This is a genomic window from Bradyrhizobium sediminis (assembly GCF_018736085.1).
Taxonomy (GTDB): domain Bacteria; phylum Pseudomonadota; class Alphaproteobacteria; order Rhizobiales; family Xanthobacteraceae; genus Bradyrhizobium; species Bradyrhizobium sediminis.
This window is the reverse complement of sequence record NZ_CP076134.1, coordinates 1,584,980-1,598,233: the sequence shown is the minus strand read 5'-3', so window position 1 is coordinate 1,598,233 and position 13,254 is coordinate 1,584,980. Positions and strand designations below refer to the sequence as shown.

The window sequence follows — 13,254 nt, the reverse complement described above, 5'->3', positions numbered from 1 at the left end:
CTCACGGCCTCTCTTCTCGCGCCAATCCCGGCCGCTCGATGGTCACGGTATAGCGCTGCAACAGGTTCTGGTAAGACTTCTCGCTCGCCGCGATGCGACGGGCGAGCTGCCACTCCCGTTTGACGGCCTCGCGCGCTTCCGCAAGGGCCGGAACGCGCGGCTCCGTGCGCTCGCTGACCTGCACCAGATGCATCCCGTAGCCGGACTCGACCGGACCGGTCCACGGCCCCGGTGCAATCCCGGCAAGTGCCTTCGCAAACTGAATGCCCAGCGTATTCTTGACGCGGCTCGCCGCGGCCTTGTCGAAGTCGAGCGGAAGCGTGGTGGGATCGCCCAGGCTTGACGCATCGAGACTGCTTCCCCGGCTATTCAGCTCGTTCAGCATTCGCCCGGCGTCGGCCGCAAGCGTCTTTTCGTGCCGCCTCGGGTCGAGATAGATGTGGCGGAAGGTGAACCTGGGTTCGGCAGCGAACACTGCGGGGTGCAAATCGAGATAGGCCTGCAGGTCTCCGTCGCTTGGCTCGGCGGCTTCGGCATTTTCGCTGATGAACTCCAGTTTTTGGCCGACGCGCCGCCGGATGATCGGATCGTCGCGATCGAGGCCCAGCGCGAGGCCTTCGCGGTACAGTACCTCCTCGCGCACATGATTGCGGATGAGCCCCAGCAACTCCGCTTCCGTAGGCGCCCGCTGCCAGGTGCGCGCATACAGCAGGGCCATGCTCTCGATCTGGCCCTGCGTGACCACGATCCTGCCCGGCTCGCTGATGCTCCCCCGCGACAGAATGCCGTGAGCCGCGAACAGCACGGCCCCCAGCAACAGAAAATGCAGCAGCGGTTCCCTGAGAAGCCGCTTCATCATCCCGGTGTGTACCAGATCGGCGAGGTGTAGGCGCGCTCGGTCACCGTCATCTGGGTATTTGGCAACGGCTTCGAGCCAAAGCGCTTGGCGTCATAGGCCGTCCATCGCGGCGTGGGAATTTCGAGAACGCGGACGTAGTAGAAGGCGCGCTCGGCGGCATTGAAGTTCGGATCGCTCCAGACCGCGATCAATTCCGGCGCGCCGATGGCGTTGGTCCAGATCGCATTGGCGACGTCAACGGTATTGCCCACGGAGGGAAGCTTGCCGTCGGCGCTGGGCTTGCGGTCGCCGCTCCAGACGACGTCGTAGACCTTCTCCTGCAATTCACCCTTGGCATCCATCCAGCCTTTCACGACCTGGATGCGGTCGAGATTGCCGCCGAGCGGATCCTTCAGCGCGGCGACCAGAAAGCTCGGAGCCTTCCCCGCGGGCGCGCGGCTGAGATCGCCGCCCATCGGCACGCCCTTGGCATAGCCCGCCATGGCCGGGCTGCGGGTCTGGGCATCAGCCTTGTCAAAGTCCCAGCCGCCGAAGAATCGAACGGCCATCCGCGAACCTGTGGTGGCGTAGGTCTCCCGGCGCTGCATCGCGTCCCAGATGGATTCACGCGTGTTTTCGGTAGCCCACACGGCCGCATAGCCGGACGAACTGACCTGCCAGTCCATGACCTTGATGCCAGTCTTGGGATTTTCCACGAACGTCGCGGTCAGGCGCTCCGGGCTGGGCTCCTGCGGTGTCGTCTTGCCGAAGAAATTGTCTTCTTCCATGGCCGCGAGGCCGGTGTGGGCATCGGAGCTACCGACCATGCCGAACTTGTACGGGTTGGTGCCGAGTTGTTGCTCGAGCTTCAGGCCGTTCTTCAGCCCCGAACGGGCATATTCGAACTCCAGCATGTCCTTGGTCTTCGCGACGCTGGCGTCCAGATTGCCGAAGTCCCAGCGCTCGAAGTTGGCGAACTCGTCGTTCGGCGAAAGCACCGGATGAGCCTCGCCGTCGCCCTTGGTCTGGGTGGCTTCGTAGAGCCGCTCCCACTTGGCCCGCTGTTCGGCGTATTCCTTGTCGACCGGCTTTCCGGTGAAGGATTCGATGATCGGAAACATCCGGCCGTTGCTGAGGTTGCCGTTGTGCGCGATGGCGAGCGCGCTGCCGCCGGTCTTCTGCTCGTAAGCCGCCATCCATTTCCAGAGGTCGCGCGGGTTGTCGCTGCCGAGCGGAGCCATCGTCGTGAACGGCACGATCTGATTGGCCCGGTCGCCGTTGTCGCGGAAGATCACGTTGCGATGCAGGTTGTTGCCGCCGGTGTTCGAGGTCCATTCGTAACCGATCAGGGCGGTGAACCGGCCGGGTTCGTTGTATTGCTCGGCCGCCGCGACATTGTCCTGCCACGCCGCCTTGTAGGCGCGGGTATCCGGCGCGTAGGTCAACGGCTTCGGAAAGGTCCCGGCGCTGAAGGACATGATCATTTCGAGGGCGGCGTCGGCGCCCTTGCCGCCCATGATCATCTGATACCATTTCCTTCCGGTCGGGTCGGCCAGGATTTCCGGTTTGCCGGCGAAGAGATCGGGAAACACCCCCATATTGTCGGAATGGTCGGCGACCACCAGAAAATCCAGCGGCCTCGACAGCTTTGCCGGCTGTCCGCTCGACGCCGTCACTTCTTCGCCGCGGGCAAAACGATAGGCGTCGCGGGCGCCGAGCCTGGCGCCGAACGCGCCGGCATCGAACGAGGCCGCCGTATGCAAATGCGTATCGCCGAACAGCGGACGGGTGGGGAATTTGCGACCCGCGTAGGGCGAGTAGATCGGCTTGGAAGGGAAAACCCTCTCGGCCGTCGCCTTATCCATCTTGCCGGCATCATCGAGCGTACCGACAGCGGATTGGCCTTGAGCCATCAGCGGAGCGGTCGAGCCCAGTGTCAGGCTGAGAACGGCAAATGCGAGCTTCCGTTTCATGGTCGGGTCTCCCTCGTTCTCGTTGCCCAGTAATCAAATCTCCCCGCCCCGCGATGCGCAAGCAATTCGATGGGCGTGAGACAATCGGTCCGCCGGCCTTGCACCGCAATAACTATTTATTTCACCCGTAAGCCGTCACGCGCCATTGATGCGGATCAATAAAACGGATTTGGCCGGAGGCTAGCCGCGGCGTATCAAGCCGCGTAATCATGAGTTTCGAGTTGATCGCATTGGGCAGATCAATGACCGTGGGACCAACATGCAGGACCGGCTGGAGACATTTTCGCGAGGTGTGAACTTCACGCGCTATCGCGGCCAACCCGAGGGTCACTACGAGAGTTTCTTCGTACGCGCGAACCACCCGCATCGCGCGCAGGCCTTCTGGATTCGCTACACGATCTTCAGCCCGAAGGGACGCCCGGATGACGCGATCGGCGAAATCTGGGCGATTTTTTTCGATGCCGAACTAAATCGCCACGCGGTCGCCAAGCAGGAATACCGGCTCGCCGACTGCGATTTCGATGCCTCGTCGTTTCGCGTGCGGGTCGGCAAGGCGACGCTGCTTCCGAACCGGCTCGAGGGAGCCATCGAAGGCACACAACACAGCCTGGCCTGGAACCTGAAATTCGAAGGAGATTCGCCGCCGGCTCTCCTGCTGCCTCTGGCGTTTTACGAACGCCGCTTTCCCGCCGCCAAGAGCGTCGTCAGCCTGCCGATGGCGCGCTTCAGCGGCGTGCTGACCGTCGACGGAAAGCAGATCGAGATCGCCGACTGGGTCGGCAGCCAAAACCACAATTGGGGATCTCGTCACACCGATCTCTATGCGTGGGGCCAGGTCGCCGGGTTCGACAACCAGCCCGACAGCTTTCTGGAGGTGGCGACCGCGCGGCTTCGGCTCGGGCCGTTCTGGACGCCGCCGATCACGCCCATGGTGCTTCGCCACAAGCAAAGGGAATACGCGTTCACGGGATTGGGGCAGGCGATCCGGGCCAGAGGAAAGTTCGGATATTTTTCGTGGCAGTTTGCGTCGCGAAACCGGGATGCCGAGATCGCAGCCACGATATCGGCGCCGCGGGAGGCGTTCGTGGGATTGCGCTACTACAATCCGCCGGGTGGCGTGAAACACTGCCTCAACAGCAAGATTGCCCGCTGTACGCTGCGTCTCACGGACAGGCGCGCCGGTACGACAGAGGTGCTGGAGACGAAGAACCGCGCGGCGTTCGAAATCCTTACCGATGACGAGACACACGGCGTAGAGATGTCGGCATGAAGGCGCGCTTTAGCCGAATACGCGCCAGCCGCGGGCGCCTCCCACTGGGAGCGCGCCCGCCGAATGGCGTCCGCAAATTTCAGTAGACGAGGCCGGTGCCGGGCGGTTTTTCCAGCGCCGCGGCCAGCGACCGGTACTCGTCGCAGCCAGTGCCGCAGATCGCGGCGATCCGGCTCAGATGATATTGCGCCTGGTCGCGGTTGCCCTGCTCGATCTGCCAGAGGCCGTAATATTGCCAGGTCAGCACGTGGTTCGGGTCGGCTTTCAGCGCGCGCTCGTACCAGACTTGCGAGAGCTTGTAGTCGCCGAGCTTGCGATAGGAATAGCCGATCAGGTTGGCGACGCTGGCGAGGTCGTCGTGACCGAGCGCTTTCAGCTGCTCGATGGCGCCGGTATAGTCGTGGCGATCGTAGATCGTCGCATAGGCCGCGCGGTACCCCTGAGCAAAGGCGGGGTTGTCGAACAGGGAGGACTGCTTGTCGGTCTTCTTTTTGCCCTTGTGGGTAGTGCCGGTGGCCTTGGTACCCGCCGAGGGCGGGGTCGTCGAAGGATAGGAAGAGCCATAGGGATCGCTGCCGCCACCACCACCGCCTCCCCCGGCGGCCAACGCCGGGATGACCGGGGCAGCCGCGACCAGCGCCGTCAGAAACATAGCCAGTGTTATCAACCTTGTCGCGGAGCTGTTCATGCGAGCCTCCTGGTGCTGCATTGTGAGCGATTTCTCCAGCCGGAGGTGTAAACCCCGCTTTTGGCGCGGCATTCCCCGGAAGATTCACTGCCGGAAAAGGATTGCGCTGGATCAATACGGGTCCGGCTTTCAAGCGTTTAAGGAGTTGATCTGAAAGTGTTGCAGAACCCGGGAAGGTGCGCGAATTGCTTATAATCGCTCTAAGGTGCCGCCGCATTTCGACCGCCTGCCTTGACCGGCCCGCCGCTGGTTGGAAATAAGAAACCATGACTCAACGGAACGGCGGGCGTCCGCATTCGGCCCCTGGAATGCCCTTGGGGCTGGTCAAGCGCGGCTATTCGGGCGTGATCCAGCAGCTCGCCGCCGGAGATTCCGGCTCGGCGCTGTCGGCCCATGAGCTGGAGAGCCGGCTGATTGAACTCGGCTTCGTCGAAGGCGCCAAGGTCGAGGTCCTGCACGAAGGCATCGTCGGCCGCGATCCTATCGCGGTTCGCGTCGAAAACGTCACGATCGCAGTGCGCCGGCGCGAGGCCATGGCCATTATTGTCGCCTGACGCGACCGGATCTTGAATTCATGGAAGCTCCGCTGCTGCATCTGGCCCTGGTGGGCACGCCGAACAGCGGCAAGACCTCGTTGTTCAATGCTCTCACCGGCAGCCGCCAGAAGGTGGCGAACTATCCGGGCGTCACGGTCGAACGCAAGCAAGGCTCGTTCGTCACGCCAACAGGCCGTCAGGTGTCGCTGGTCGATTTGCCCGGCACCTATTCGCTGCGCGGCCGCAGCCCCGACGAAGAGATCACCCGCGACGTCGTGCTCGGCCGCACCGCCGGCGAGGTGCTGCCCGACCTCGTGCTCTGCGTGGCCGATTCCACCAATCTGCGGCTAACGATCCGCCTCGTGCTCGAGCTCAAGAGCACCGGCCGGCCGCTGATGCTGGTGCTCAACATGTTCGACATCGCCACCCGCCGCGGCGTCACCGTGGACGTGCCGCGGCTGTCGGAGGCGCTCGGCGTTCCGGTCGTGACCTCGATCGCCGTGCGCAAGGGCGGCACCGCCGAGCTGTTGCGCCGGACCGACGAGATCATCGCCGCGCAAACGCCACACCCGCTGCAGCCCAATCTCTGGCAACCGCTCACGGTGGCGCAATTGCGCGCCACCCAGCGCGAGGCCGACCGCATCATCGCCGAAACCATCAGCCTGCCAGCGAGGCCCGACACCTGGACCGCGCGGATCGACGCATTGGTGCTGCACCCGGTGGCGGGGCTTTTGATCCTGGCCCTGATCCTGTTCGTGATGTTCCAGGCGGTGTTCGCATGGGCGCAGCCGCTGATGGAGCTCCTGAGTTCGGCTTTCGCGGCACTCGGGCAGCTGGTTCATGACACCCTGCCCGCCGGCCTCCTGCAAAGCTTCCTGCAGAACGGCGTGATCTCCGGCGTCGGCAGCGTCGTCGTGTTCCTGCCGCAGATCATCACCATCTTCCTGTTCATCCTGCTGCTGGAAGATTTCGGCTACATGGCGCGCGCGGCGTTCCTGATGGACCGCATCATGGGCGGCGCCGGCCTGCACGGCCGCGCCTTCATTCCGCTGCTGTCGAGTTTCGCCTGCGCGATCCCCGGCATCATGGCGACACGGGTGATCGACAACCGCCGCGACCGGCTGACCACCATCCTGATCGCGCCGCTGATGACCTGTTCGGCGCGGATCCCGGTCTACACGCTGATCATCTCGGCCTTCATCCCGGCAAAGCAGATCTGGGGCTTTGTCAATCTGCAGGGGCTGGTGATGTTCGGCCTCTACGCGACCGGCATCTCCAGCGCGCTCGGCATGTCGTTCCTGATCAAGTTCTTCATGCTGCGCGACTACGCCCCGGCGCCATTCATGCTGGAATTGCCGGATTACAAGATGCCGCGCCCGCGCAGCATCGCGATCGGCATCTACACACGGGCGAAGATGTTCTTGCAGCGCGCCGGCACCACGATCTTCTCGATGATGGTGCTGATCTGGTTCCTGGCGTCGTTCCCGCAGCCGCCGGCCGGCGCTGCCGATCCCGCCATCAACTACAGCCTCGCCGCTGTCATCGGCAAGGCAATCGAACCCCTGCTGGCCCCGGTCGGCTTCAACTGGCAGATCGCTGTCGCGCTGATCCCGGGCATGGCGGCGCGCGAAGTCGCGGTCGCAGCACTCGGTACCGTCTATGCCATCGAGGGCGGCAAGGAAGCCGCCGAGCAGATCGGCCAGTTGCTGGCGACGAAATGGAGTCTCGCCACCGCGCTGTCGCTGTTGGCCTGGTACATCTTCGCGCCGCAATGCGCCTCCACGCTAGCGGTGATCCGCCGCGAGACCGGAAGCTGGAAATGGATGGCGATCACCTTCGCCTATATGTTGGTGCTGGCCTACGCGGCGAGTTTTGCGACCTACAACATCGCGGTCGCGCTCGGAGCCGGCTAGTTGCGGCGGCCCGGACGCGGCGCAGCCGCCTCACCAAAAAATCGCGAAAACAACCCCATGCAAAGTAGAATGCTCGGCCCGCAGCACGCGTGCAGCGCCGCGTCCGGGCACGAAAAGAACAATGGTCCGTCGTCGTCCCCCAACGTGATCCCATCCCGATCGCGGTCGATGCGGCGAGCCTTGCGATCTACGACATCGCGGTCGCGCTCGGGGCCGGCTGAACCTAGCCCTCGAACACCACCACGCCGCGCAGATTCCTGCCCGCCTCGAGATCGGCGTAGCCGCGGTTGATTTCGTCGAGACGATAGGTGCGCGTGATCAGTTCGCGCAGCTTCAACTCGCCGGTGCGATACAGCGCCAGCAGCTCAGGGATCTGCAGGCGGGGACTGGCAAAGCCGTACACAGCACCCATGATCGCCTTTTGCGTCACGAACAATTCAAGCGGAGGAATCTTGATCTCGGTCACGGTGTCCGGCGTCAGCGCGGTCACCACGACGTTGCCGCCCCTGGCGGTGGCGCGGAACGCCGGCAGCAGGGTCGAGGGCGGATCGATGCAGACGAAGGCGTGATCGACGCCGATGCCGTCCGTCAGCCCATGCACGGCGCGGATCAGCGCCTCGCCTTGCGCGTTGACGCCATGGGTCGCGCCGAACTCGCGCGCCCAGTCGAGCTTGGCCGGCACGATGTCGGCGGCAATGATCCTGGCGGCGCCGCACAGCCGCGCGCCCTGAACCACGTTCATGCCGTCGCCGCCGCAGCCCACCACCAGCACGCTTTGCCCTGGCTGCACCCGCGCCCGCTGGCGCGCGGCGCCGACGCCGGCCGGTACGCCGCAGGCAACCAGGCTGGCCAGATCGAACGGGATGTCCTTGCCGATCACGACGACGGAGGCCTGATCGACGACGGCGCGCTCGGCAAAGGCGCCGATCATGCAAAAAGCGCCGACCGCCGCGCCGTCGCGGTCACGCCGGCGGTAGGTACCGTCGAGTTGCGGCCCCTGCGTGATGCGCGCGCCCTCGGCGCACAGATGATGCAGGCCGCGCCGGCACCAGTGGCATTTGCCGCAGCCGGGGATGAAGGTGAGAACGACGTGATCGCCGGAGCTGATGCCCGTGACCGCGCCGCCGACCTGTTCGACGACGGCTGCGGCCTCATGGCCCAGCACCATCGGCTGCATGGCGACACGGCGCTCGCCGCGCATGACGTGATAGTCGGTGCGGCACAGGCCCACCGCGGCAATGCGCACCAGCACCTCGGTAGGCCCCGGGGGATCCAGCGCGATGCGCTCGATCGAGACGGGGGCGCCGACTTCACGAAAAACGGCCGCAAGCGAGTCCATGATTCATGGTGCATGATCGCGCCGGATTCGCCAACCACGTCCGGCATGGCCGCGAGCGAGCCGGGCTGCGCCCGACCGCAGCGCCCCAAATCACCTGAAATATTCGGCGATGAGATGGACGTCGGATGGCGGGGCGGGCGTGCCATTGAGGCTCGCATCGATCACCCGCCGGCAGGCTGCGATGGCCGCCTCGTCGCCGAGATCGTTCGCGGCTTCGAGAACGAGCCAGGCCATGTCCACCGAGGAGGCTTCGGGCTTCGGCTCGCTGGAGGCAACACCGAAGCTCTTGCGAATGGAAGTTCCGAATGTGAATGCGTTCATTGCCGATACTCCCGAGCCTGTTCTAGAGCGGTGATATCATTGCACGACGGCGGCCTGCCGCTTCGGGCTGGCATAGGTGTCCCCGATGCTCTTGCGCGACTGATAGAATTCCAGAACGCTTCGGGACGTCTCGACATTGAGGCGGCCAAAATCGCTTTCCAGGTCTCTCAGGTCTTTCGCGGTGATGCGGTGATCTTTCGCACCGAGGAAAAGCAGGGACATCGTGGTCTCCCACGAAAAGTCGAGGGCCTTGGCGAGGATCAGCAGCGTTTCCCTGTTCCTGTCGTGCAAGGCGCGCTCGATCACATCGCTCGGCAACGAACACAACAAAGACAGCCCAATCGTGACCTCCTCGAGCCTGTGGGACCTGGCGTAGAGGGAGATGCTCTTTTCATTCAGGTTGCCCTGGCGATGCTGCGTCGTCACCACCCGTTTTGCGACAAAATGGCCTCGCGATACCGGGCCGAACTTGGATTGCAGCTCGCCCGCAACATCGGTCACCGTGGACTGAATTTGGTCGATCATGTTGGGACGCTCGCGTTCGAGCCGCTTTCTCACGTCGTCCGTCGCCTTGGCGATCAGCTGCTGGAACAGATGCCTGGGAATGTCCTCGCGAAGGCCGAGCTGCTCGGCGAGAATGGAATCGCCTTCGGCCCGCTGAATCATGTGCAGGAAACCGAAATCCGAGAAACGCGCGCCATTGTTGGTGGCGACCGAGTTCACGACCTCGCTGTTGCCCCGGGTCACCAGCACGTCCGTCACTGATTCCTCGAGCGTCTCCCGTTTCGAGATCGCGAGCATATGCGGCTGGCCTTTGGTGCAGACGTTGGCGACCAGGGCATAAGGCTCCAGCCGTTCGGACTCCTCCAGGATCGGGCCGGCGACGTCGATCGAATCGTCAAAGGCGAGTTTGTGGATGATATTGACCGGGGCTTTCTCGAAGCGGGCCAGCCGCCTTGCGAGCTGGGCGCGGGCCGCTACTTCAATCTCGTCCGCGAGCCGTCCGATGACCTCGCCGAAGGTCCAGATCTCATCCTCGCTGTAGCGGCCGGTGATCATCAGATCGGTCGTATGCCACAACGCCCGCATGCGGCTTTCAGCCGTTCCCCGCGAAACCGCCTGGTCGAGATCCCTCAGGAAGGATTTTGCCCCACTCATTTTTCTTAGACCTTAAGTCGCGACCAACACGCGCAAACGGCACCTGCGCGGGTTGGATCCTACGCTGCAAACGCGATTTTTCCGTAAAGTCGGCGAATAAGTATTATCTCTAAAAATTCGCTAAAATGCCGATGAATCTGTTCGCCCGCTGCTCGGGAAAGCCGGCTTTGGGCTTCGGAGACCGGCTGGGATCGTCGAAATTTCACGTATTTCCGGCGAATGTGAGCCGACGACCGCGGGGCTCCAATATTCCCAGTTTTCGCTTACAGCCAGTTAATCCCAGCCAGCGGCAGTACCCGTTGAAGGATCGCCGCCAGGCAGATCAGAACCACAAGCAGTTTGAGAAGGTTTGCGAGGCGGGCTTCATTGACAAACTTGTCAATGGCCCAAAAGCAAATTGCACCTACGATGCAAATGATCAAGACACCGATCAAGACTGAAAGCATGGCAATCCCCGTGCTGGTGCGGTGACGACACTCGCCACCCTGGATGAGAAGCGAGATCAACTCTGACTCAACACACGCGTGAGTTTGTAGCTGCGCTGGTGTTTGCGGTGTGGTTTGTCGTTCCGGTCTTCACAGTTGTTTCCGCACGATGAAACAGAGGTGCCAACTGAGGCGGCCCTACTTCGCCGCTTTCGCCGGCATTTCCCTTGCTTCTTCCTCGGCCAGCAGCTTCAAGAGCACCTGCCGACGGGCATCGTTTTTGGCTCCAGTAAGCTGCCGTTTGAAGATGATCAGGTTTTCGCGGTGTATGAATTCTTCCATAACGTCCTCCTCTCAGGGGGTCGTCCGTTCAGGTTGGTGACTTCAGGTCATAGCCGACGAGCCGGTCCGATTTCATCGGATCGGCTTCGGCGGTCGCGGTGGCAGCACGCTACGCTCCAGGTGATATTGCCGTTAGAGATGCCAGGGGCACGTCGAAGGCGTACACGAAGCCGCTGGGCTCATAGGTCAAACGCACATCGCCCTTGAGTTGCTTGCCGAGCGTCTCGACCAATCGTGTGCCGAAACTGCGGTTATCCGGAGCCCGAACCGCGGGACCGTTCTTCTCAGTCCATATCAGATGCAGACGCTGCATCCTGGGATCAAGCGTCCAGGCAATGTCGACGCGGCCGGCAGGCACCGACAATGCGCCGAACTTCGTGGTGTTGGTGCAGAGTTCGTTGAGGGTCATCGCAATCGCGATCACGGCTCCCGACGTCATCCGGACATCAGGTCCCGCAATCGTGAATTTCGGCATATCGGGATTGTCGAAAGCTTCGGTGGCGCCGCGAACGATCTTCCCGAGATCGGCACTGGTCCATCTTGCCTGCAAGAGAAGGTCGTGAGCCCGCCCCAGAGCCAGCAGCCTGCCTTCGATAGCGTGCTGCGCGTGTTCGGCGCCCGGCACGTTGCGCAGGCTCTGCGAGGCAATGGCGCTGACCGTCGCCAAGGTATTCTTGATGCGGTGGTGAAGCTCTTCCAGGATCAGCTTCTGAAGTTTGTCAGCTGCCTCGCGCTCCTTGGCGTCAATACCGGCCTGAGCGAGCAATTCCTGAGCATCGATTTCGGCTTGCGCCAGCAGCAGCCGAAGGCTGACGTTCTCCGCTGCCAGAAACTCCGGTGGGGGTACTACCCCGTCCGAATGGCGCTTATCCAGGTGATCATCGATTTCAAACATCATTCAATGTATCATCATCTGTCGTATCTCGGTCAGATCAATTGTGTCGCAATTGCTGCACAATAGGGTGATTATCGCCGTTTCCGCCCGGTAATGCAGATGTCAGAAGTGACCGATCATGCTCTGCATTTGGGCAATCATGATATTGGCCTCGAGCGGTTTGCCGAAAAACCGGCTATTGGCTGGAATTTCGATGTCTGCCAGCTTCAACTGCCCGGATACCAGGATGATCTTGATCGGCGGCCATCGTTCATGCACCGCGTGCGCAAGCTTCAAACCGTCCATACTGCCGGGCATCTGGATGTCGGTGAACAGCAAAGCGATGTCGGACCTGGACTCGAGGATTGTGACGGCTTCGTCAGCATCCACAGCCTGAACCGAGGTATAGCCGGCGTCTTCCACCATATCGACCGCGCGCATCCGCAGCAGCATCTCATCTTCAACGACGAGAACGACTGCGGCGGGAGCGGGATGATCCGGAACCATCATTAAGCGGGTATTTCGTACGTGAGTGAAGCAGTCATCAGCGTGTGCCCTGTAGCACAGTATTGCAGCAGCCGATAGCGCCGGCATGGTCGCGACTACGCCGACGGCTATCAGCAAGAAATGTTCATTTGAGCTTCTCCTTGAAGCCGCGTTATCGCGACCAGGAGCGAATGTTTTCGAGGCTTCAAAGTTCCATTGTCAGATTGAGCCACCCCATCGGGGTTCGATCGCAGCACGCGGAACACATTGCCATCGCCACTCCAGCCGCACTGTCTGTAGGAATCGGAGGACCCGGAGAGGTTCTCCGGGTTCTCTTTCCAACTCAGTAGCGGCCGGTGCCGATACCAACGCTCACACCCGGCGCTCGGAAACCAATACTTCCGCCTCGTTCGTCGTCGTACCCCCGGCGCTCGATATGACGCCGACGAGGAGCGTATCCGTACGCATCACCGGACTCACGGATGATGACACGGCGTTCACCGCGTTCGCGCCAGCAACGGCCGTTTTCATTACAGACCATGCGAACGTTTTGAATATTGCTCCCCGGTGAGACTGATACGTCGGCGGAAAGCGGTGCAGCGGAAGCCGCAGTCATGAAAAGCGCACTTGCCCCGACTGCCAGAGTGATCGCGAGACTGTTCATAGCATATCTCCAAAGTGAGTGATTGTGTCGGGAAGCCAATAGGCTCGCGCGACAATGGTTCCAGGAGCCGACCAGCGAATGTCATTCTTCGGCCGTGGACGCGCGAAGATTCCGGCGGTGGGGGTTATCTATCTGATGATCCAGCAGATCTAATCGACGCAGGCCGCCCTAGCTGCGATCTTTCTTGACCTTCGGCGGGTGCTTCGCCCCGTGGTCCGCGTTGGGCTGCGTGTTGCGGACGGCCTCGGTCAGCATCTGGCGCAGCTCAGCCTTCGTCTTCGGCGGCGCCCGCGTGATAGATGCTTGCCAGTGAGCCATGATTGCTATGTGGGGATGCCCGAGGGGGAATTAAACCCCGCTGGAGACTGAGCGACCAGCGAACTCAGGTCAGGCTACGCGAAGTGTCCCAGGACATGCGCCGTGATTT

Annotated in this window: 14 protein-coding genes; 3 read left to right on the top strand and 11 right to left on the bottom strand. The window is 62.3% G+C overall.

Annotated elements, in window-relative coordinates; translation table 11 throughout:
* Nucleotide 1: 1 nt before the first annotated feature.
* Nucleotides 2–856, bottom strand: coding sequence for a peptidyl-prolyl cis-trans isomerase (locus KMZ29_RS07585; protein ID WP_215623135.1), 855 nt, complete (start codon nt 854–856; stop codon nt 2–4).
* The gene (locus KMZ29_RS07580; RefSeq protein ID WP_369810119.1) at nt 856–2,751 is read right to left on the bottom strand and encodes a DUF3604 domain-containing protein; all 1,896 of its coding nucleotides are present in this window, start codon (nt 2,749–2,751) and stop codon (nt 856–858) included. The genes KMZ29_RS07585 and KMZ29_RS07580 overlap by 1 nt, the downstream gene beginning before the upstream one ends.
* Before the next feature lie 319 nt (nt 2,752–3,070).
* On the opposite strand from KMZ29_RS07580, the gene KMZ29_RS07575 reads away from it, so the two are divergent.
* Nucleotides 3,071–4,081, top strand: coding sequence for a tocopherol cyclase family protein (locus KMZ29_RS07575; RefSeq protein WP_215623133.1), 1,011 nt, complete (start codon nt 3,071–3,073; stop codon nt 4,079–4,081).
* A 79-nt stretch (nt 4,082–4,160) separates the two neighbouring features.
* Here the strand turns inward: KMZ29_RS07575 and KMZ29_RS07570 are convergent, their stop codons facing one another.
* Nucleotides 4,161–4,769, bottom strand: a complete 609-nt coding sequence (locus tag KMZ29_RS07570) for a tetratricopeptide repeat protein (protein WP_215623132.1) — start codon at nt 4,767–4,769, stop codon at nt 4,161–4,163.
* 266 nt (nt 4,770–5,035) lie between these two features.
* Here KMZ29_RS07570 and KMZ29_RS07565 point away from each other — a divergent pair, with 266 nt between their 5' ends.
* Both KMZ29_RS07565 and feoB read left to right on the top strand, forming a co-directional pair.
* Nucleotides 5,036–5,323: a FeoA family protein gene (locus tag KMZ29_RS07565; protein ID WP_215623131.1), complete on the top strand. Its 288-nt coding sequence runs from the start codon at nt 5,036–5,038 to the stop codon at nt 5,321–5,323.
* 20 nt (nt 5,324–5,343) lie between these two features.
* The gene (gene feoB, locus KMZ29_RS07560; RefSeq protein ID WP_215623130.1) at nt 5,344–7,218 is read left to right on the top strand and encodes a ferrous iron transporter B; all 1,875 of its coding nucleotides are present in this window, start codon (nt 5,344–5,346) and stop codon (nt 7,216–7,218) included.
* Between the two features lie 223 nt (nt 7,219–7,441).
* Here feoB and KMZ29_RS07555 read toward each other — a convergent pair whose 3' ends face one another.
* The 8 genes from KMZ29_RS07555 to KMZ29_RS07520 form a co-directional block, all read right to left on the bottom strand.
* Entirely contained in the window at nt 7,442–8,557 is a 1,116-nt protein-coding gene (locus KMZ29_RS07555; RefSeq protein ID WP_215623129.1) for a Zn-dependent alcohol dehydrogenase, read from the bottom strand.
* Between the two features lie 90 nt (nt 8,558–8,647).
* Nucleotides 8,648–8,878 carry a hypothetical protein gene (locus KMZ29_RS07550; protein WP_215623128.1) on the bottom strand — a complete coding sequence of 77 codons (231 nt, stop codon included), beginning with the start codon at nt 8,876–8,878 and terminating at the stop codon, nt 8,648–8,650.
* Between the two features lie 36 nt (nt 8,879–8,914).
* Nucleotides 8,915–10,036: a DUF2336 domain-containing protein gene (locus KMZ29_RS07545; protein WP_215623127.1), complete on the bottom strand. Its 1,122-nt coding sequence runs from the start codon at nt 10,034–10,036 to the stop codon at nt 8,915–8,917.
* Between the two features lie 263 nt (nt 10,037–10,299).
* Complete coding sequence (locus tag KMZ29_RS07540; RefSeq protein ID WP_215623126.1) at nt 10,300–10,542, bottom strand: hypothetical protein; 243 nt, start codon at nt 10,540–10,542, stop codon at nt 10,300–10,302.
* A 117-nt stretch (nt 10,543–10,659) separates the two neighbouring features.
* Nucleotides 10,660–10,803, bottom strand: coding sequence for a hypothetical protein (locus KMZ29_RS07535; RefSeq protein ID WP_215623125.1), 144 nt, complete (start codon nt 10,801–10,803; stop codon nt 10,660–10,662).
* Between the two features lie 109 nt (nt 10,804–10,912).
* Nucleotides 10,913–11,698: a sensor histidine kinase gene (locus tag KMZ29_RS07530; RefSeq protein WP_215606594.1), complete on the bottom strand. Its 786-nt coding sequence runs from the start codon at nt 11,696–11,698 to the stop codon at nt 10,913–10,915.
* Nucleotides 11,699–11,800: 102 nt separating this feature from the next.
* Nucleotides 11,801–12,187, bottom strand: coding sequence for a response regulator (locus tag KMZ29_RS07525; protein ID WP_369810086.1), 387 nt, complete (start codon nt 12,185–12,187; stop codon nt 11,801–11,803).
* Nucleotides 12,188–12,506: 319 nt separating this feature from the next.
* Nucleotides 12,507–12,827, bottom strand: coding sequence for a hypothetical protein (locus tag KMZ29_RS07520; RefSeq protein ID WP_215623124.1), 321 nt, complete (start codon nt 12,825–12,827; stop codon nt 12,507–12,509).
* Nucleotides 12,828–13,254 lie beyond the last annotated feature (427 nt).

Excerpts from the sequence above, each read along its gene's own strand:
- KMZ29_RS07585 (WP_215623135.1), bottom strand. The coding sequence starts at position 856 with ATGAAGCGGCTTCTCAGGGAACCGCTGCTGCATTTTCTGTTGCTGGGG.
- KMZ29_RS07575 (WP_215623133.1), top strand. The coding sequence starts at position 3,071 with ATGCAGGACCGGCTGGAGACATTTTCGCGAGGTGTGAACTTCACGCGC.
- KMZ29_RS07555 (WP_215623129.1), bottom strand. The coding sequence starts at position 8,557 with ATGGACTCGCTTGCGGCCGTTTTTCGTGAAGTCGGCGCCCCCGTCTCG.
- KMZ29_RS07535 (WP_215623125.1), bottom strand. The coding sequence starts at position 10,803 with ATGGAAGAATTCATACACCGCGAAAACCTGATCATCTTCAAACGGCAG.
- feoB (WP_215623130.1), top strand. The coding sequence starts at position 5,344 with ATGGAAGCTCCGCTGCTGCATCTGGCCCTGGTGGGCACGCCGAACAGC.
- KMZ29_RS07565 (WP_215623131.1), top strand. The coding sequence starts at position 5,036 with ATGACTCAACGGAACGGCGGGCGTCCGCATTCGGCCCCTGGAATGCCC.
- KMZ29_RS07545 (WP_215623127.1), bottom strand. The coding sequence starts at position 10,036 with ATGAGTGGGGCAAAATCCTTCCTGAGGGATCTCGACCAGGCGGTTTCG.
- KMZ29_RS07520 (WP_215623124.1), bottom strand. The coding sequence starts at position 12,827 with ATGAACAGTCTCGCGATCACTCTGGCAGTCGGGGCAAGTGCGCTTTTC.
- KMZ29_RS07530 (WP_215606594.1), bottom strand. The coding sequence starts at position 11,698 with ATGTTTGAAATCGATGATCACCTGGATAAGCGCCATTCGGACGGGGTA.
- KMZ29_RS07570 (WP_215623132.1), bottom strand. The coding sequence starts at position 4,769 with ATGAACAGCTCCGCGACAAGGTTGATAACACTGGCTATGTTTCTGACG.
- KMZ29_RS07550 (WP_215623128.1), bottom strand. The coding sequence starts at position 8,878 with ATGAACGCATTCACATTCGGAACTTCCATTCGCAAGAGCTTCGGTGTT.
- KMZ29_RS07525 (WP_369810086.1), bottom strand. The coding sequence starts at position 12,187 with ATGATGGTTCCGGATCATCCCGCTCCCGCCGCAGTCGTTCTCGTCGTT.
- KMZ29_RS07580 (WP_369810119.1), bottom strand. The coding sequence starts at position 2,751 with ATGGCTCAAGGCCAATCCGCTGTCGGTACGCTCGATGATGCCGGCAAG.